Source organism: Roseimaritima sediminicola (assembly GCF_009618275.1).
GTDB lineage: Bacteria > Planctomycetota > Planctomycetia > Pirellulales > Pirellulaceae > Roseimaritima > Roseimaritima sediminicola.
The window spans coordinates 1-18,701 of the sequence record NZ_WIAD01000074.1 but is presented as its reverse complement, the minus strand read 5'-3'; the positions used below and the strand labels follow the sequence as shown (position 1 = coordinate 18,701).

General features: G+C 62.3%; 18 protein-coding genes. 10 read left to right on the top strand and 8 right to left on the bottom strand.

Going from position 1 to position 18,701, the window contains the following annotated elements; genetic code table 11:
- Positions 1-72 precede the first annotated feature (72 nt).
- A complete protein-coding gene (locus tag GE027_RS21340) occupies positions 73-609 on the bottom strand; it encodes a hypothetical protein (protein WP_153559256.1) in 537 nt (178 codons plus the stop codon).
- A 114-nt stretch (positions 610-723) separates the two neighbouring features.
- A complete protein-coding gene (locus GE027_RS21335; protein ID WP_237607710.1) occupies positions 724-1,371 on the bottom strand; it encodes a DNA-3-methyladenine glycosylase in 648 nt (215 codons plus the stop codon).
- 122 nt (positions 1,372-1,493) lie between these two features.
- On the opposite strand from GE027_RS21335, the gene GE027_RS21330 reads away from it, so the two are divergent.
- From GE027_RS21330 to GE027_RS21320, 3 genes are all read left to right on the top strand, one after another.
- Positions 1,494-2,747 (top strand): amidohydrolase family protein, encoded by a 1,254-nt coding sequence (locus GE027_RS21330; RefSeq protein ID WP_153559255.1) that lies wholly within the window; start codon positions 1,494-1,496, stop codon positions 2,745-2,747.
- Between the two features lie 322 nt (positions 2,748-3,069).
- On the top strand, positions 3,070-3,420 hold the full coding sequence (locus tag GE027_RS21325; RefSeq protein ID WP_153559254.1) for a hypothetical protein: 351 nt from the start codon (positions 3,070-3,072) through the stop codon (positions 3,418-3,420).
- Positions 3,421-3,485: 65 nt separating this feature from the next.
- On the top strand, positions 3,486-4,262 hold the full coding sequence (locus tag GE027_RS21320) for an SGNH/GDSL hydrolase family protein (protein ID WP_237607709.1): 777 nt from the start codon (positions 3,486-3,488) through the stop codon (positions 4,260-4,262).
- A gap of 28 nt (positions 4,263-4,290) precedes the next feature.
- Here the strand turns inward: GE027_RS21320 and GE027_RS21315 are convergent, their stop codons facing one another.
- The gene (locus GE027_RS21315; protein WP_153559252.1) at positions 4,291-6,090 is read right to left on the bottom strand and encodes a SulP family inorganic anion transporter; all 1,800 of its coding nucleotides are present in this window, start codon (positions 6,088-6,090) and stop codon (positions 4,291-4,293) included.
- A 326-nt stretch (positions 6,091-6,416) separates the two neighbouring features.
- Here GE027_RS21315 and GE027_RS21310 point away from each other — a divergent pair, with 326 nt between their 5' ends.
- The 4 genes from GE027_RS21310 to GE027_RS21295 all read left to right on the top strand — a co-directional run bounded on the left by GE027_RS21310 (position 6,417) and on the right by GE027_RS21295 (position 10,449).
- A complete protein-coding gene (locus GE027_RS21310) occupies positions 6,417-7,748 on the top strand; it encodes a protein kinase domain-containing protein (RefSeq protein WP_153559251.1) in 1,332 nt (443 codons plus the stop codon).
- A 117-nt stretch (positions 7,749-7,865) separates the two neighbouring features.
- Positions 7,866-9,338, top strand: coding sequence for a sulfatase family protein (locus GE027_RS21305; protein ID WP_153559250.1), 1,473 nt, complete (start codon positions 7,866-7,868; stop codon positions 9,336-9,338).
- 185 nt (positions 9,339-9,523) lie between these two features.
- Positions 9,524-10,093 carry a hypothetical protein gene (locus GE027_RS21300; RefSeq protein WP_153559249.1) on the top strand — a complete coding sequence of 190 codons (570 nt, stop codon included), beginning with the start codon at positions 9,524-9,526 and terminating at the stop codon, positions 10,091-10,093.
- Entirely contained in the window at positions 10,090-10,449 is a 360-nt protein-coding gene (locus GE027_RS21295) for an amidohydrolase (protein ID WP_153559248.1), read from the top strand. The genes GE027_RS21300 and GE027_RS21295 overlap by 4 nt, the downstream gene beginning before the upstream one ends.
- A gap of 158 nt (positions 10,450-10,607) precedes the next feature.
- On the opposite strand, the gene GE027_RS21290 is transcribed toward GE027_RS21295, so the two are convergent.
- Positions 10,608-11,453, bottom strand: a complete 846-nt coding sequence (locus tag GE027_RS21290; RefSeq protein WP_162006861.1) for a ThuA domain-containing protein — start codon at positions 11,451-11,453, stop codon at positions 10,608-10,610.
- A 162-nt stretch (positions 11,454-11,615) separates the two neighbouring features.
- Between GE027_RS21290 and GE027_RS21285 the strand changes: the two genes are divergently transcribed.
- Positions 11,616-12,401 (top strand): creatininase family protein, encoded by a 786-nt coding sequence (locus GE027_RS21285; protein WP_153559246.1) that lies wholly within the window; start codon positions 11,616-11,618, stop codon positions 12,399-12,401.
- Between the two features lie 212 nt (positions 12,402-12,613).
- Here GE027_RS21285 and GE027_RS21280 read toward each other — a convergent pair whose 3' ends face one another.
- Positions 12,614-12,946 carry a co-chaperone GroES gene (locus GE027_RS21280; protein WP_153559245.1) on the bottom strand — a complete coding sequence of 111 codons (333 nt, stop codon included), beginning with the start codon at positions 12,944-12,946 and terminating at the stop codon, positions 12,614-12,616.
- Positions 12,947-13,456: 510 nt separating this feature from the next.
- Here GE027_RS21280 and GE027_RS21275 point away from each other — a divergent pair.
- The gene (locus GE027_RS21275) at positions 13,457-13,693 is read left to right on the top strand and encodes a hypothetical protein (RefSeq protein ID WP_153559244.1); all 237 of its coding nucleotides are present in this window, start codon (positions 13,457-13,459) and stop codon (positions 13,691-13,693) included.
- Between the two features lie 53 nt (positions 13,694-13,746).
- Here the strand turns inward: GE027_RS21275 and GE027_RS21270 are convergent, their stop codons facing one another.
- The 3 genes from GE027_RS21270 to GE027_RS21260 all read right to left on the bottom strand — a co-directional run bounded on the left by GE027_RS21270 (position 13,747) and on the right by GE027_RS21260 (position 17,892).
- A complete protein-coding gene (locus GE027_RS21270; RefSeq protein WP_153559243.1) occupies positions 13,747-14,427 on the bottom strand; it encodes an ABC transporter ATP-binding protein in 681 nt (226 codons plus the stop codon).
- A gap of 85 nt (positions 14,428-14,512) precedes the next feature.
- Positions 14,513-15,331: a DUF4159 domain-containing protein gene (locus GE027_RS21265; protein ID WP_153559242.1), complete on the bottom strand. Its 819-nt coding sequence runs from the start codon at positions 15,329-15,331 to the stop codon at positions 14,513-14,515.
- Positions 15,328-17,892 (bottom strand): tetratricopeptide repeat protein, encoded by a 2,565-nt coding sequence (locus GE027_RS21260; protein ID WP_237607708.1) that lies wholly within the window; start codon positions 17,890-17,892, stop codon positions 15,328-15,330. Before GE027_RS21260 ends, GE027_RS21265 begins: the two co-directional genes overlap by 4 nt.
- 288 nt (positions 17,893-18,180) lie before the next feature.
- On the opposite strand from GE027_RS21260, the gene GE027_RS21255 reads away from it, so the two are divergent.
- The coding region (locus tag GE027_RS21255) for a DUF1269 domain-containing protein (protein WP_162006860.1) at positions 18,181-18,701 on the top strand (521 nt) is incomplete at its 3' end.

Here is an 18,701-nt window from a genome sequence, read left to right as displayed (position 1 = left end):
AAACCCTCTCCGGGCCTAAGAGCCCGACTCTCCCAGAGGGAGAGTAAAGCCGAATGAAGTGTTGCGACGTGCTTAGGATAGCAGCAATCCCCCCTCTCCGTCGGCCTGCTGCTCCCACTCCTTCCGCACCTCGCGGAGTCCGTAGGCACACATTTCAAATTGCTCACTCAAACGCTGCAACAACTCGCTGGTCGGACGGCTTTCGTCACCTTCGATGTCGGCGGCGATGGCATAGGCGCGTTTGCCTTGATCATAGTAGCTGAAAAACCCATCGATTGACTGGTCCGCCGAACGCCGCTGGAGGCTCTCCGGAAACATGCCCGACCAGAACAAGGCAACGTCGCCGATATGACGATGAACATCCCGCCGGGCCAAGCCGACTCGCTTTTCTGCCTCCAGCAACATCTGCACGACTTCGGTCACCGGTTGGCCGGTGTTACGCCGCACCCGCACCAAGGCGTCGGTACGCACAAACCGCAGCAGCAGGTCGCTGAGATAGTCGACCAGTTGGACATCCACGACTCCCATGCGGCCGTGAAAAATGTATTCATTCAAGCCCGCGAAGAAGCGTTCCAGTGGCGAAGTTTCTCTCGCCGGTGAATCAGACATCGCCTCACCTCTCGTTCGGATAACCGTGAAAACGGAATTCCCGATATCCACAATTAATAGGATCTCTATCCATAGTCAATAGAATTCCCACGCCCCCCTCTTCGCATAACGTGGTCATAACCACCCGGTAGCCGGCTGCGAATGATCGCCGCGGCGACCGCTGACGAACGTGTTGCCGTCGACAAAATATCGCAGTGGCAACCGCGTCGCCGAGGAGATACCGATTCGTGGGCCCGTCTTTATTCTAAACCGGTGCGGCACCTGCGGCCGGGCAATCCACAGGTCGCTGTTGGTCACCAGGTCCCGGCCATCGTCCGCCGTCGTGATCGCCAAGGCTTGGCACAGCCGCGCCGGACCGCCACTTAGGCGAACATCCGCGTGCGGCCAACCGCGTCGCTGCTGCATGGCGTCGACGCCCCAGACGGGTTGTAATCCGCGAATGAGAACGGCGCTGCCGCGGCCGGTCGTTTCGGTCACCACGTTCAAGCAGGCCTTGGCGTGGATGCTGTAGACGTACAACGTTCCGGCTGCGGCGAACATCGATTGATTGCGACGCGTTCTACCGCGATGGCTGTGGCTGGCCGGATCCCGCTGGCTGAGATAGGCTTCGGTTTCTACGATCCAGCCGCCCGAGCACACACCGTCTTCGCCACGATGCACGAGAGCCATGCCCAATAGATCGCGAGCGACGCGGCGGGGGCTGCGTTGATAGAAGGCGTGCGGCAACCGTTCGCGCGGCAGCTCGGGGGATCGATCACTCATGCGGACAAGTATACCCCGGCGCCACTGGACCTACCTTCCGCCTCAAACGTCCAAGCGCCTCAAACGCCCAAGCGTCTCAGACGCCTCAAGCGCCGCCGGCCGACCACGTTTTCAAAACCGCCATGTCCTACCCGCTCGATGCGTTCACATCCCATCAACTGACCGGTTCCTTCGCAGCCCGCTGGATCGTTCCGGTTGCCTCACCGCCCATCGCCGGCGGCTGGATCCGCGTAAAGGCCGGCCGCATCGTGCAACTGGAAACGTCCTCGCCGCCGGCAGACTGTCTCGACCTTGGCGACGTGGCCTTGATGCCGGGCTTGGTCAACGCGCACACCCACCTCGAATTCTCCGACCTGACCACACCGCTGGGCCGCCCCGGCAACCGCTTGCCCGACTGGATTTCCGCCGTCGTCCGGTATCGCCGCGGCGCGTGGGCCGATCCATCGGCCGCGGCGGAGGCTCGCCAGCGGATCGTGCTGGACGGTTGCGCCCAGTCGCACCGGAGCGGCGTGCGTCTGGTCGCTGACATTGCCACGCAGCCCTACCTCCGGCAGACGCCGCCTACGCCGCTGCGTTTGTTGGCGATGGTCGAGACGCTGGGGCTACTTCCAGAGCGGGCTGAGGAAACCTTCGCCTTGGCCAGCGAGTGGCTGGACGCCTCGCCGCAGGGACTCCACCTCGGCATCAGCCCGCACGCTCCCTACTCGACCAGTCCGCAGCTGATCCGGCGATGCATCCAAGCGGCCCGTCGCCAGCGAATGCCCCTGGCGATGCACGTTGCGGAGAGCCGCGAAGAGCTGGAACTGGTCCAGCGAGGCAGCGGTCCATTTCGCGATGCACTGGAGTCCCTGGGCGTGTGGCAAGAGGAGATGTTCCCGCTGGCCGACGGGATCGACGGCCTGCTCCGGCGGCTGAGTGAGGCCCCACGGTGTTTGGTGGTGCACGGCAATTACTTGACCACCGAGCAGATCGGTTTTCTGGCTGGCAATCCACACATGTCGCTGGTCTATTGCCCGCGAACCCACCGGTACTTCGACCACCAACGGTATCCGCTGGAGCGCTGCCTCGAGGCGGGGGTGCGCGTTGCGCTGGGCACCGATTCCCGCAGCAGCAATCCCGATCTCATTCTCTGGAACGAAATTCGTCACGTCGCCTCGCACTTTCCCGAGGTGAGCATCGAAACGGCGCTAACGATGGGCTCCTTGTGGGGAGCCCAAGCGCTGGGGCACGAGGACGTCGGCCACCTGCATCCGGGCGCCGAACCCGGCATCTTGGTCGTCCCCACCGCAGCGCCGGACGCAGCGAGGTTGTGGACCAGCCTGCTCGAGTGCCCATTGCCGGTTTGGCTGCGCGACTGGATCGATGCGGGACGCTGAGAACAACGCGGCGTCTCGCATCACACCGACCGCAACCGGACGGGAAAGAAGTCATCAAAAGGACGACAGGCTTGTAGTCGAAACGGCGACAGTGGCGGGTCGCACCGGCGGGCGGTCCCGCAGCCTGCGACCTTCGCTTGAATTGGATTTCCGGGGGGTTCTGCAGGTTTTCCGCTGGTTTTCCGCAGGTTTTCCGCAGCCAAGGCGGGTTGTGACCGGCAAGGAAATGGACAGCAATGCAGATTTGGCCCAGATTGTGCATTGGGTTGAAGGTTGCAGGTATCCCTGCGAGCCACATGCCATGTTGCCAGGAGCAAGAACGATGTTACGTATATTGAAATGGGTCGGCCTTCCGGTATTGGCGGTCGCCCTGATGAGTGTCGATACCTCGCAGGCAAAAGCCGATGGTTTCCGGTTCCACATCGGAGTGGGTGGGTACGGTCACCACCATCACCATCATCACAACCACGGCATTTCGACGTTCCGTTACCGCGTCTACAACCCCGGGTACCACTCCTACTACCGCGGCCATCACTACGCCCGCCCCCATTTGGATTATCATCCGCCGTCCTTGGTCCCCCACCGCGGACACTACCATTACATGCCCGGTCATTTTGACTTGCACTATGGCCCGCATTACGGCCACCGTTACGGTCATCACTACGGATACTGATGCGACGTTGAACGGCCGGCGCCGAGCAAGCAGAATAGAAGGAACGTTTCTTTGACATTCCCTCTATGTTCATGCTTCCGGAGCCACGAATGCCCGCGATCAATCGTCGTCTAGCCCTCAAACAGTCCCTGGCTCTATCCGCTGCGGCGGCGCTCTCCCAGAACGCCTATGCCGCGGAACCGGCAGCCCAGCATCGCGACGCGAAAGCCGACGGCGTGGAAGTGATTCTGTTTCAAGGCGATTCGATCACCGACGCGCACCGCGATCGCAAACGCGGCGCCGCCAACGATCCGTCCGCCCTGGGGCGTGGTTACGCGATGCTGGCCGCCGCGGGGATGCTGGCCGATCATCCGTCGGCGGAACTGAAGATCTATAACCGCGGGATCAGCGGCAACAAGGTTCCCGACCTGGATGCCCGCTGGCAACAGGACACGATCGATCTGAAACCCGATGTGCTGAGTATCCTGATCGGTGTGAACGATCTGTGGCACAAGCTGGGCGGGCGTTACGACGGGACGGTCGAATCCTACGAAACCGGCTTTAGCGAACTGATCGAGCGCACGCAGAAGGCGTTGCCCGAGACGCGAATCGTGATCTGCGAGCCTTTCGTTCTGCGCACCGGTGCAGTCACCGACGAATGGTTTCCCGAGTTCGACCAGCGTCGCCAAGCCGCCGTGCGCGTGGCCGAGCAATTTGATTTGACGCTGGTGCCGTTCCAACAGATGTTCGACGCGGCGGTCAAGCAGCAGAAACCGGCCTACTGGGCTGGCGATGGCGTGCATCCCTCGCTGGCCGGTCACGCCCTGATGGCCCAGACCTGGCGCAAGACGGTCGGGCTGTAGAACAACGACGCCCTGCGGCCCTCGCGGCTTAAGCCAAGCGGTCGGTCGCGATGTGGTACTGCGGATCTTCCGACAGATTCACTTCGACCAAGTCGCCCGCTTTATCGAGCAACGTTCGACACTCGGGACTCAGGTGGGTCAGGTGCAAACGCTTGCCGGCGGCTTGGTATTTTTCGGCCAGCGTGCTGATCGCTTCCAATCCCGACTGGTCGTAGACGCGGCTGTAATAGAAGTCGATCACCACGTCGTCGGGATCTTCGTTCACGTCGAACATGTCCTTGAAACTGGACACCGACGCGAAGAACAGGGGTCCGTGCAACTGGTAGATCTTGCTGCCAAATTCGTTGAACTTGACGTCCGCGCCCATGTGAGTGGCGTGCTGCCAAGCAAAGACCAGGGCCGATACGACGACGCCCAAGATCACGGCCGAGGCCAGGTCGTGCATCACGACCGTATAACCGGCCACCAAGACCATCACAAAGACGTCACTGCGGGGCATGCGGCGAAACATCTTCAGCGACGCCCATTCAAACGTCCCGATGACGACCATGAACATCACGCCCACCAGAGCGGCCATGGGAATCTGGGCGATGTATTTACCGAGAAACAGGATGAACACCAACAGGCTGACCGCTGCGGTGATCCCCGACAAGCGACCGCGCCCGCCGGAGTTCACGTTGATCAGCGATTGGCCGATCATGGCGCATCCGCCCATGCCGCCGAACAGGCCGCAGACCACGTTGGCCGTGCCCTGTCCGATGCACTCGCGATTGCCCTGACCGCGGGTTTCGGTGATTTCATCGATCAGCGTCAGCGTCATCAGCGATTCGATCAGGCCGACGCCACACAGCACGATGGCAAAGGGAAAAATAATTCGCAGCGTTTCCCAGTTCATCGGCGCCATGTCGTATTCCAGGAAAAACGGCTTGGGCAAACCGCCACTGATCCCGGCTTCCGACGCGGTGTCGCGCTGCAGGATGTCGCGCACTTCGGGCAGCGTCTTGGCCGGTACCGGACCGACGACCGGAGCGCCGCTCTTGGGTTCTGCGGAGGTGCTTTGCGCGGCCGTGTTGCTGACCAACGATACCGTCGCTTCGCCGTCGGCCGATACCGTCGCTTGGCCGTTGGCGAGGTGCCGGCTGCGCACCTCAGCGATCTCGGAGGCCTGCGAATTGGTGTGCAGCATGTCGCCCACGGTGGCCAGCACATTGTGGCCGTCTTCGGTGGCGACACTGCGGTTGATCGCGACGGCCACCATCGTGATCGTGAGGATCGCGACCAACGATGCCGGGACGGCGGTGGTCAATTTCGGCAACAACCAAATGATGGCCATCGTGACCGCCACCAGCGTCAACATCAGAGCCAGCGAAGTACCGCTGAGGTATTCCAAATTGCCGGTGGCCGAGAGCGTTTTGAAGCTGCCCAGTTGGGCCAATCCGATTACAATCGCCAATCCATTGACGAATCCCAACATCACCGGATGCGGGACCATGCGGATCAGCTTGCCCAGTCGCCCTACCCCGATCAACACCTGCAGCAAGCCACACAGAATCACCGTCGGAAACAGGTATTCGACGCCGTGGATATGAACCAGTCCCACCACCACCACGGCCATCGCTCCGGTGGCTCCGGAAATCATCCCGGGTCGGCCGCCAATCGCCGCGGTGATCAAACCGATGAAAAACGCCGAGTACAGGCCGATCAGCGGCGAGACGCCGGCGACAAACGCAAACGCAATCGCTTCGGGAACCAGTGCCAACGCCACGGTCAGCCCGGACAGCAAATCGTTCTTGATCGAGCCGGATTGTTGGCGAAAGAAATTCAGCATAACGGGAGCAAACGTGCAAGAAAGCGGAGTTCGGTGGGCCCTGAACTATACTTTGCAGCCGGTCCTGGTCAACGCATTGTCAAGGACAGGACGGTCCGTCTAGCGGCACGGATACTTCCTACGCCCCGTGACAGCGGCACCTAGCGGTAGATTACCTTCCTTTACCGCACGCTCGCCGCCGGTTGGTGCACCGGTAAACGGGGCGGGTTCGCGCGGCGCTGGCAAGTCGTTTTTTTCTCACTTCGCAACGCTTTTCTCGATTGGCGTTCACGCTGTGATAAAATCACCCCACAGACCCACGACCTGCCCCCAATGGGGAGAACCCAATGGATAGCCGTGATCCGTCCGAGGACCGTGATCCGTCCGAGGACGACGACGCATCGATCTGCCCGCCCACGGTCGATCTGGATGCCGCCCCGGAGGACGACGACTTCCAATACGATTCTCCGGAACTGGACAACGACCGCTACGCCCTTTGCCAGGAGATTTCTCGGGGCGGCATGGGGGTGATCTATGTGGCCAGCGACCGGCAGTTGCCCCGCGAAGTCGCCATCAAAATCCTTAACAAACGATTCGCAGATGCGCCACAGGTGGTTCGTCGCTTTGCCAACGAAGCACGGGTGATGGCCTTTTTGTCGCACCCCGGCGTGCCCCCCATCTACGAATGTGGCCGGTGCGTCGACGGGCGCCCCTACCACGTCATGAAATTGATCCTGGGGACGACGCTCGCGGACACCCTGCATCGCGGGCACCCGACGTCGGCGGAACTGTTGAGCATTTTTTCGGACATCTGCCAGACGATGGCCTTTGTCCACTCCAGAGGCCTGATCCACCTGGACCTCAAGCCCAGCAACATCATGGTCGGCGCCTTTGGCGAGGTGCACGTCACCGACTGGGGACTGGCACGCTTTGAAGACCAGAGCATCGATACGTTTGCGCGGTGGTTTGATCGCCAAGCCCTCCGCCGCTCCGGCTCGCAGGTTCTGGGCACGTTGCCGTACATGTCGCCGGAACAAGCTCGCGGCGATCGACTGGACTCGCGTGCCGACGTGTTCGGCCTTGGCGCGATCCTTTGCGAAATCCTGCTGGGACACGCCCCGTATCGCGGCAGCAGCACGCAGAAGATGTACGCCCGCGTCGTTCGCGGTTCGATGTCCGACACCCTGATCGGGCTGGAACAGAGCGACACCGATCGAGCGTTGGTACGGCTGGCGAAACGCTGCCTGGCCCGCGACCCCAACGACCGCCCCGAGCACGCGGGGGAGGTTGCCGCCGAGGTTTTCCGTTATCAGGAAGCGGCCCTGCAGCGGGCTGAAAACGACCTGAACCGCTTCTGTGACATGTCCTTCGACCTGTTCTGCATCGCCGATTTCGAAGGTTACTTTCACTGGGTGAATGCGAATTTCCCCCGCCTCTTGGGCTACCCCCGGAACCAACTGCTGAACCAGCCGTTCATCGATTTCGTTCACCCCGAGGACCGAGAGCGCACGGCGGACCAGATGCAGTTGCTGATTCAGGGGCAGCCCGTGGTTCGCTTTCGCAACCGCTACCGCACTTCCACCGGACAGTTCCTGCCGCTGGAATGGAATGCCAAAGCGGTTCGCGAAGAGAATCGCATCTTCGCCGTCGCCCGCGACGTCTCGCCGGGAACGCGGTGACTTGTCGGCCTGTCCAATAACATCTCCCGGGCGGTTGAATTAAACTTGCGGCACCGGACAATCGGTTCCCGTATCGTTCGCATTTCACGTCTTCCCCGTTCCTCTCGGATTCTCGCTATGCGTCCCTCCTTCTGGCTGATTCCCCTGCTGACGGCAATGCTCGCCTGCGCTGGCACCGTGCGCGCCGAGCGACCGAACGTGGTGTTTATCTTGAGCGATGACCACCGCTACGACTTCATGAGCTGTGTGGAATCCTGTCCCGATTTCTTGACCACGCCCAATATGGACCGGATCGCACGCGAGGGGGCTCATTTTCGTAACGCCTTTGTATCGACCAGTCTGTGCTCGCCCAGTCGAGCTTCGATTCTGACCGGACGTTACATGCACAATCACCGCGTGGTGGACAACCAGCGCGCGGTTCCGGAGGGCACCCAGTTCTTCCCGCAACACCTGCAGGCCGCCGGCTACCGCACGGGCTTTGTCGGCAAGTGGCACATGGGCCACGACGACGACGCGCCGCGACCGGGCTTCGATCACTGGGCGAGTTTTCCCGGCCAGGGCGTGTACCAGGACCCCACGCTGAATATCAATGGCCGACGGCAGGCGTTCAAAGGGTACACGACCGACGTGTTGACCGACGTCGCCTTGGACTGGCTGGCGCAGCAGCAGGACGCCGCCGAGCCGTTCATGCTGTACCTGTCCTACAAAGCCGTGCACTACCCCTTCGAACCAGCCCCTCGGCACCGACTGCGGTATGAAGACGAGGCGATCGATTACCCCGAGACGATGGCCAACACCGAACGCAACTACCGCACGCAGCCCCGCTGGGTTCTGGATCGACGCTACAGCATCCACGGCATCGATCACATGGAAACCGGCGCGTTCGACAAGGATCCGGTGCCGGATTTCGACGACCTGTACCACCGCTACTGCGAGACCGTGCACGGCCTGGACGAGAACATCGGACGGGTGCTGGAGGCCCTGGAGTCGGACCAGATGCTCGACAATACGATCGTGATCTACATGGGCGACAACGGCTTTCATCTCGGCGAGCACGGTTTCTACGACAAGCGAGATGCGTTCGAAACGTCGATCCGTGTGCCGATGCTGGCCATGGCGCCGGGACGTATTCGGCCGGGGACCAAGATCGACCAGTTGGTGCAAAACATCGATATCGCGCCCACGGTGCTGGATCTGTGCGGCGTGCCGATCACCGAGGCGATGCAGTTTGATGGCCGTTCAATGCAGCCGCTGTGGCAGGCCGAATCAAACATCCAACCGCCGTGGCGGGATCACATCCTGTACGAATACCACTGGGAATGGAACTTTCCCGCCACACCGACAACCCTGGCCATCCGCACCGATCGGTACAAGTACGTGTACTACCACGGCGCCTGGGATCGAGACAGCTTCTACGACCTGCAGACCGACCCGATCGAACGCCATAACCTGATCGACGTGCCGGCCTATCAGGAGCAGATCGCGCAGCTGCGCTCGCAGTTATTTGCCGAACTGGAGGCCAGCGGCGGACTGAACCTGCCGATGCGCACGCCGATGGGCGAACGGCTGGACCAACGCAAGCGGCCCTAACGCTGGGCGGCCCGTGTGCTGGGGGCCCGAACACTGGGCGGCCGGTGTGCTGGCAGAGATGAACTTCGGCTGTTAGTTTGTCGAGGCCGAAGTGGCAGCGGCCTGTTGGCCAGTACCTCCGCAAGTCGCCGGCGGGATGCCACGTATCAACCGTATTTGCACCTCTGCTCGAGTGGAGATCTTGGATGAAATGGTTCGCCGTGTTTTGCGCTCTTGTGGTCGCTCTGTGCTGGGGACTGTATGGCCCCACCCTCTCGAACGCCCGTTCGCCAGAGCGTGAGTGGGGACCGTTCAAGCCCTACCTGTTCATCGGCATCGCCTACCTGGTGATCGCCATCGTCGGCGGCGCGTTGATGATGAAGTTTGCGTTCAACGACAACTTCGACTACAGCGGCAAGTACACCCCGGCGATGAAGTGGGGCTTTTTGGCCGGCTGCCTGGGCGCGTTGGGAGCGTTGGGATTGACCTTTGCCTTGACCAAGGCCGGCGGCAAACCGTCCTATGTGATGCCGATCGTGTTCGGCGGAGCGGTCACGGTCAACGCGATCGCCGCCTACCTCAGCCATAGCGGCCACGCCATCAACCCCTTGATGTGGGTGGGCATGGCTCTGGTGGCGGTCGGAATCTGCTTGACGGCCTACCACACCCCGCATCCCGCGCCTCCCGCCAAGTCCGCCGCACCGGTATCCCAGCCTTCCGCCGATGCATCCGTCCCGGTCACGTCGATGGACGAGACGCCGCCGCACGAGTCATGACCGAGCAAACGCCCGAGCCAATGCAACGTCTGGACGCGTTGATGAGTCACGTGTGGATGGTCCGGACGTTCCTGAAACACTGCGACGAAGTCGAGGACGACGAGGAACTGCAGTCGGTGGTCCGCGACCTGTACGACGTGCTGTTGGCCGTCGGCCCGGCCTCGGCCGCGGGCGACGCGGCGGCCTATCTCAAGATGCTGAAGAAAAAGCGGCGTCGTCTGCAGCGAGCCACCGAGTTGTTCGTGGAGATTCAGCCCGAGGTCAGCGGGCACACCAATTTCGCCATGGCCGCCCGCTCGCTGGCCACGGCCAACGCCGAGATCCAGGCGCTCAGCCAAGCGGAGCAATCGGCCTAAATTGCATCGGCTGGCGTTTGTCGGTGGAACGGATTCGATCTTTACGAACGTTTACTCCCCTCACCCCCGGCCCCTCTCTCCCAAATCCTGACTCGCTTAGGCTCGCCAGGATTTGGGGGAGAGGGGAGCAAACGATTTCGATAATCAGGATACGTCGCTCAGGCGTCGGGTACCTGGGCGGCGGCCCAGTCGATCGCGTTGTTCAGAAGTTTCTGGAAAGCCGGATGATCGAATTCATCGCGGTGGCCCAGCGACGTGTAAAAGGAGACCCCGCCATCGGCCCGGCGGAATGTCCAGGCGACCGGTTCGGGCGGATGGCCGGTGACCTCGCCCTGCATCAATTTGGTCGCTCCTGCGGCCAGCGGTGCGACGCGGTACAGCGATCCGCCGGCGGCAAATGGCGTGGGCTGGATGCGGGCGAGGATCGGGTGTGAGGTGGCTCCGAGACTGGTGCGGATCGTCGCTGTCAGGCGGTTGCCGTAGTGGTTGGTGTAACTGCCACCAAAGACCTCGCGGTCCCACTCCGGCCAATTCTCGTAGCCTTCCGGCGCCGGTTTGTTGCGAAGCGTAAAGGCGTGGTTGGCCGTACGGATCCCCAAGACGGGTTTGCCGCTGGCGACGAAATCACGAACCTGCTGCAGTTGGTCGGGACGAAGCGGTCGCCGACGCACCGAAACCAACAACAGGTCCGCCTCGGCGATGCGTTCCAGCCCCGGAAAATGATTGCCGTTCTCTTTGTCGGCGTGGATGATGTCCACCTGATAGTCGCGGCCCAGGTGCTGCCGAGCGAAGGCCGGCAGCGTGGTTTCCGTTTCGTACTCGGATTCTCCGATCAGGATGGCCAGTCGCGGCCGGCGGTCAGAGGTGAAGCGATACGGCATCCCGCCCACAATCTGGTCGGCGGCAAGCTGGTGTTGCGAGCGCAGTTGCAGTTGCAGTTGCAGCGCGGGTTCCTCCGCTCGGCTCCAAGCCGGCAGCCACGTCAGGATCACAACAAGGGACATCAAACGGTTCATAGCAATACCTCAAGCGTTTTGGGAAGCGGCGGCTATTGTAGCAGTTTGCCGATGCTGTCACACTTTCCAGACATCCTGCCCCAGACGGTCCGAGCGGCTTCGCCGCCCGCGAAGCGTTGACCGTCGCCGTCCCGTTGTTGGTGAGCCGCTATGTCGCGTCGTCCTTGGCTGTTGGAAGAATCGACTTTAGAAGAGGTGCGGGCGGGCGAATTCGAAGTCGCCGTCTTGCCGCTGGGCGCCACCGAGCCGCACAACACGCATCTTCCCTACGCCACCGACACGCTGGAGGCCGGCGTGATCGGCCGTGAGGTCTGTCGCCGCGCGCACGAGATGGGCGGCCGCGTCGTGTTGCTACCGACGCTGCCCTACGGAACGGAAAGCAACATGCGGTCGCTGCCCTTGGCGATGAACCTGCAACCGACGACCGTGTTTGCGGTGCTGAAGGACTTGGTCGATTCGCTCGTGGGTAGCGGCATCCGCAAGGTGTTGTTTTTGAACAGCCACGGCGGCAACGATCTGAAACCTTTCCTGCGCGAAATGGCGGGCCACACGCCGGCGCATCTGTTTCTGTGCGATTGGTTTCGGATGGTCGGCGATCGATACCACGAGATTTTTCAGCATCCCGAAGACCACGCCGGCGAGATGGAAACCTCGCTGATCCTGGCGTACTTTCCCGACCTGGTCGTCCGCAAGTCCGACGGCAGTCTGCACGCCGACGACGGCGCGGTCCGGCCCGCTCGCTTCGACGCCCTCAACGCAGGCTGGGTCTCGCTGACCCGCCCCTGGCATCTGCTGACCAAACAGTCCGGTTCGGGAACCCCCCACGAGGCCAGCGCCGACAAGGGCCGGCAGGTCATGGAGCTGATCGCCGAGCGGCTGGCGCCGTTTCTGGTCGAGCTGTCGGAGAGTCCGCTCGATGAGCAGTTCCCGTTCTAAACAGAGTCGCCTTTCGCTCCGCGAAAGTTATTAAACAGTGTCTCCTTTCGCTCCGCGAAAGTTGTTAAACAGAGTCTCCTTTCGCTCCGCGAAAGTTAACAAACACCGTCGCCTTTCGCTCCGCGAAAGTGATTAAACACCGTCGCCTTTCGCTCCGCGAAAGTTAACAAACAGCGCCGCCTTTCACTCCGCGAAAGGCGACTCCGGCGACCCTAAACCTCTTCGCCGGTCGGTCCTCGGCGGAAGACCGCGACGACGTCTTCGACCGGGACGACGAACAATTGGTTGTCGTGCTCCAAGTCGACCGGGATGGCGCTCTTGGGATGGAACAGGATCTTGTCGTACTGCCGCAGCGGCACATCCTCGTCGTTCTCGATCTGCGTGCTGATGCTGACGATCCGTCCGGTGATCGTGGGAATCTCCGCCGCATCGGGCAAGGCGATGCCGCCGCGCGTCTCTCGTTTGGGTTCGTCCTTGCGAACCAGAACGCGGGCACCGATGGGTTCGACGTATTCCAAGTTCTTCGCTTTCTTTTTCTTTGTCATCGATTTTATACGTGCAGGATGCCGACTCCCGGCTGCGGATCTCGTGCCACCGTTTGACCAGGCGACCATCAAAGCCAGCATTCTAGGCGGCAAAGGGGCGTTTTCGATAGCCGGGCCCGTAGCCCAACCGGGATTCAACCGGCCCTCAAGCGGGGCGCACCGGGAAAGCGTGGAGGCGAGGAAGCGGGACCACGACGCGGTTGGTCTGGACTGGCAAGCTGCGTCGAGTGCGGCGGAATTGAACACTGCACCGTGCCGCAGTGTTGCGAATTGCCACAGCGGCTCCCCCGGCAGGTGCGGCTCGTCGAGACGGCGATCACAGACCGCCCAATGAGCCACAACCCCCTGCCCTGAAACGACTTACCGAAACCTCGCCCCTCCACCCTCCAACCTCTCGGCAGCCTCCGGCACAGCGCTTGCGACCGTTCCGTGCCGGTCAATTCGGCGGTCCGTCAAACTTCGCGGCCCTTCGACGATTCTTCTCCCGTCTCTTTACGCAGGTGCCCCGTCATGGTTCGAGAGAATGTGGATCCTAATCTTCTGCCAGGCAAGAAAGATCCTTCCCCGGAACAAATCCGCCGACGCTGTCAGGAAGTGCAAAGATCGTGGAATCGCCGCACCCGAATGTTGCGGAGCGGGATGACGCGGGCGGAAGTCGATCGGCCCTTCCACTGGCGCGTGCCCCAGGTGCTGCTGTCCGATCTGGCCCTTACCGAAGAAGCCCTGAGCGATCCGCTGAGCAATTAGGCACGCCGCAGGAGGTACTTCGGCTCTGCCCTCTCTTGGGGAACGTCGGGTTCTTACGCCCGGAGAGAGTCTTCTTGCAAGCGACCGTCGATCAGAGTCTGCCTGTCGGCCATCGCCGCGGCCAGCGTCTGGCTGTGCGTCACGGTCACCAGAATCGCTTGCTCTTCCTGCTGCAGCCGTAGCAGTAGTTCGGTAATCGTCTGGGCGGTGCGGGTATCCAGATTGCCCGTCGGCTCGTCGGCCAGAATTAATTTCGGCCGATTGACGAGTGCTCGCGCCACGGCGACCCGTTCGCGCTCGCCCCCGGACAACTCGCCCGGAAGATGCGTTTGCCGGCTCGCCAAGCCGACGCGCTGGAGCAATTCCACCGCGCGGCGTTTGGTCTCGGCGTCCGGGCGTCCGGCCGCCAGCGCGGGAACCAACACGTTTTCGATCACCGACAATTGCGGCAGCAGGTGGTGATCCTGAAAGATGAACCCGATCTCGCGGTTGCGAAAACGAGCCAGCTGGGTTTCCGACAACTGGAACGGATCGACGCCGGCTAGTTCCACCTTGCCGGAACTCGGTTCGTCCAACGTTCCCAGGATGTGCAGCAGCGTGCTCTTGCCCGCCCCGCTGGGCCCGACGATCGCCAGCGAATCGCCGGGCTGGAGCGTCAGGGATACGTCGCGAAGCACGTGCAGGGGTTCGCCCGGCGTGGGGTAGCTTTTGCAAAGGTCGGTGGCGGCGAGCATCGTTGAAGCGGGGCTGGTGAGCGGGTCGTGGCTGGTGAGCGGGTCGAGGCTGGTGAGCGGGTCGAGGCTGGTGAGCGGGTCGAGGTTAGTGAGTCATCGCGTAGGTGACGATGTTGATGCCCATGGGATAGGCCTTCTTTACGGAGTACTGTTCGAAGTACCACGGATCCTCACCCTCGCGTTCCCAGCCATCGCCCAGGTCGGTGTTATGGCAGATGAACACCATGATACGGCCCTGGTCATCATTAATCGATCGGTAGATCGCGCGGCTGGTGTCCGATCCCGGGCGGTACTCGCCATGAAAATCGCCTCGGCTGGCTGCATGGATCGACGGCACCTGCGGTTTTTCTTTCAGGTCGTACACGCAGTGAAAGATCTCGTGACTCAGCGGGACTTCTTCGGCCTGTCGATCGGGAAAGACGCGGGTCAGATTGCGTTCCAAATCCCGGTACTCTCGGTCGCCCCAGAAATCGTCCACCATCAAGAACCCGCCGTTCAAACAGTAGCGCCGGAGGGCCTGCACCTCGGGTTCGGACAGCACCATCCCGCCCGGTTCGACGAGGTAGATGAACGGGTAATCGAACAGTCTGGGATCGGTTAATTCCAGCACCATCGGTTCGGGGTTCACTTTCAGCGACGTCAACTGCTGCAGCCGCAGGGAAAAGTTCAGGTCGCTGTCGCGGTAGTCGGTGTCCCAGCCGCCGCCGCGGCCGTAGGAATCGTATTTGATGCGGACAAACGTAAACGTATCGGCCGGCATCTCCGCATCGATCTCCCAGGTCGGCACCCCGCCGCGTCCGACATGGCGGTAATCACCGCGGTAGCGCCAGCGTTGGGCCGTGGCGACCAGAGAAAACAGCACCACCGGAACGACGAGCGCAGCCCACAGCACCTTGCGATTCATGGTCGATCCTCCTGGGTCAGGGAAAGCAGTAAACGCAACGCCTGCTGGTATCGCGGCGCGTACTCCAGCGCGATCAAGACCTTGCGTTTGGCGGCACGCGGTCGGTCCAGTTCGGCAAGCGCGCGAGCCCAGCGGTAATGCAGACCGGCCGGGTCCACCGGATCGAGCAGGGCCAGCGCGGCCAGCGCTTCTGCGGTGTCTTCGGGACGGTCGGTCGCCTCGCCGGCGGCAGCCAAATGCCGATGCCCGGCGGGCACCAGCGGATTGACGGCCAGGATCTGCTGGGCCAATTCGCGAACTTGCGTCCACTGCTCTTGCTGGGCGGCCAGGGTCGCGGCCCGGTCGTAGGTTGCCAGGTCATCGTCGCGGCGCTCGGCCAACCACAACAAGTGCTTGCGTTCCGCGTCGGTGCGGCCACGAGCGGCAGCGGCGCGAGCGCGGAGCTCGGTGGCGCAGCCGTCCGAGGCGTCCTCGGCAAGCAGGGCGTCCAATCGATCCAGCAGGGCGTCGGCCTGCGACCAGTCCCGGCTGGCCACGGCGGCGGCCGCCGCATCCTTGAGCGCCCAATAATTCTTCGGCGACGATGCCAGAACATCCGCTGCGTCTGGGGACGTTGACGATCCGGACGGTGGGGGCCGCTGCCAATCGGCGTCCGCGCCGAACGCTTCGGCTCGCGCGGTGGCGTACGCCGCAAAGTCCTCGTCCAGTTCCGCAACCGATCCGCTGTGTCGCCCGAGCGCTTCGTTGATCGACATACCGATTCCCAAGTCGTCGAGCAAGCGATTCAGGGCGTCACGGCCGAATCGCTCCACAAAGTACTCGACGACCAAGGACGATTCGTAGTAGGCAAAATCCAAGTGCAACGAACTTTCCGGCCGCAGAAACGCGTCGCTCAGACGGCTGACCGGCGTCAGCTCGCGGCCCGAGTCCCGCAGAATCATCTCACGATAAAGAGGCGACATCCGCTGTCCCCAGCTGGGGTCCCGCTGCCGCTCCTCATACACCGAGATACCTTCGCTGAGCCACCGCGGCATCCGGTTGCGGGTTTTTTCCAAGGTGACCACATGGCAGAATTCATGCCACAGCACCGATTTCCAGTTGGCCGGCGAAGCCCCCTGGGAGGCCGGGCTGTTGGCCGTGATCACGCGTCCAAAGCAAACGCCTAGATAGCCTTGGCCACCAGGCAATCCAAAGGTGCGAATCGCAAAGTCCTGTTGCCGCGGGTAGATCTCCACGATGATCTGCTTGTCGGGCTGCACCGCGTACTTTTCACACAGCACGCCTTTGGCTTCGCGCAGCAACTCCATCGCTTGCTGGCCATACAGTTCGGCTTCGCGTCGCTGCATCCGCAGAAGGATCCCGTCGGATTCGAGGATGCGGTAATCCTGCAAGGCATCGTGCAGGATCATCAGGTTATAGGCCACGACGTTGTAGGGATCGTCCTGCTGGGTCTGTTGGACCAGTTCCCAGCCCACCTGCTCTTCGCCCAACCGCAACAGGTCCTGAGCCAGTTGAAAGCGATACTCCGTGGAGTCGGGGCGGAGGGCGAGAGCGCGACGCTGGTAGGCAGCACCTTCGGCAAAGCGGTACTTCTGCGAGAGTTTTTCGCCGATCCAGTGGTCGACCTCTGGATTGGTCGACCAGGTGCTGAGCGCGACCGAGCGCAGAAAGGCTTCCAGTTCGGGATCGCCTTCGAGGTGCGCGATGACGGCCAGCAGCGCCCAGGCCCGCGGCTCCAGCGCATTGACGCGGAAGACGTCCGCCAACACCTCTCGCGCCTGTTCATAACGTTCGCCATCGATCAACTGTTCGGCCTTTAACAGCAGACTGGGCGGATGACGAGGATTGACCTCGAGGGCCCGCTGCAGTGCCTGCTCGCTGCGCGCGCGATCCGAGGTCAGCCACGCTCGAGCTTGCAGGTAATACAGGTAGGGCTCGTCCTGCTGCAGACGCACTGCGCGGTCCAGCGTTTCGGCGGCCAGCTGGAAGTCGTTCTTTGCAAGGGCCAGTTCCGCCGAGGCGATATGGGCGTCGACAAACGTCGGATCGGCTTCGATGGCCTTGTCGAAGAACAGTTCGAGAATCTTTCGCGCGTCTTCGTCCTGAGTGAGCAGAAAGCGACCGATCGCAATCATGCTGTCCTTGCTCATGAACCGCCCGATCGAGCGACGGATCAGGCTGCGGATGCGGACCATTTCTTGTTCCGCCCGCTCGGTCTGGTCGTTCATACGATAGACCTGGACGCCCTGCACGCGTAGCGGCAAGGCATTGAATGTAAACTTCTCGGCAGCCGCTTCGTAGGTTTGCAGCGCCTCCTCATAGCGACCGGTTGTCAATTGACACCGGATCAGCAGCATCGGCCAACGCACGTTCCAGACACCGTCCTCCACCGCTTCGGCCGCGACCGCCCGACAGGCTTCGTACTTGCCCGCTCGATACAGGGCTTCCGCTTCGCCCAGATTGGCTCCGGCCGCCGTACCGGCCAGGGTGGCGACCGCGATCAGCGCCGCCGCGGCGGCGGCCACGGCGCGGGCGGGGCGCGGGCGAAGCGTCTGCCCCAAACGGCCGCCGCGGAGAGAACTCGCAGGGCTACACGCTCGCCGGCAACGCGTTTGCGACTGCCCGCAGGCGGCAGGTATCGGAAAACCAGGCACAGCAGTCAAAGCATGACCTCGGGGCTGGAAGGGCCGAACGAAAGGCAGGTCCGTGCTTTAGTGTATCGCGCGTCGGCAAAACCATGGGCATCGCCGGGCCGCCGCCGCGATTGGCCTGCGGGGCGGTGCGCCCGTAAAATAGGACGAGGGTGGAATCCTGAAAAGAAAACACGACCCGAAACTGGGAGGTGTGCGATGTCGAGATGTTTGATTGCGGAGTTCGACAACAGCAGTGACGCCAAAGCGGCGCTCGAGATTCTGGAGAAACACGGCTATACCTTGGCCCACGTGTCGGTCGTCTCCAGTGTAGAAGACCCGGCGGCCGAGCACCTGCACGAGTTGGTCGAGCACCGCGGCGGGCATTCTCCGATCGACGACCGCAACACCAGCCTGGGCATGTTGATCGGCGGATCGTTGGCCGCACCGATCGCGGCGGGAACCTTGATCGGCCCGTTCATCATCGCCGGCCCATTGGTGGGGATGGCGCTTGGCGCGGCGGTGGGCAGCCTGCTGCGCGGGACGCATCAGTGGGGCGTTGCCCACGACGTCAGCGAGGACTACGAACAGCGAGTTCGCGATGGAGCGACGTTGGTCATCGTCAACGACGAAGACAACCGTCGCCTGCAAGATGCCGAAAAACTGCTGCGGCCCACCGACCCGCGGACCCTGGAGCAATTCGAAGTGGCCGAACATCCGTCGCCACCGCCCGCGTCCTA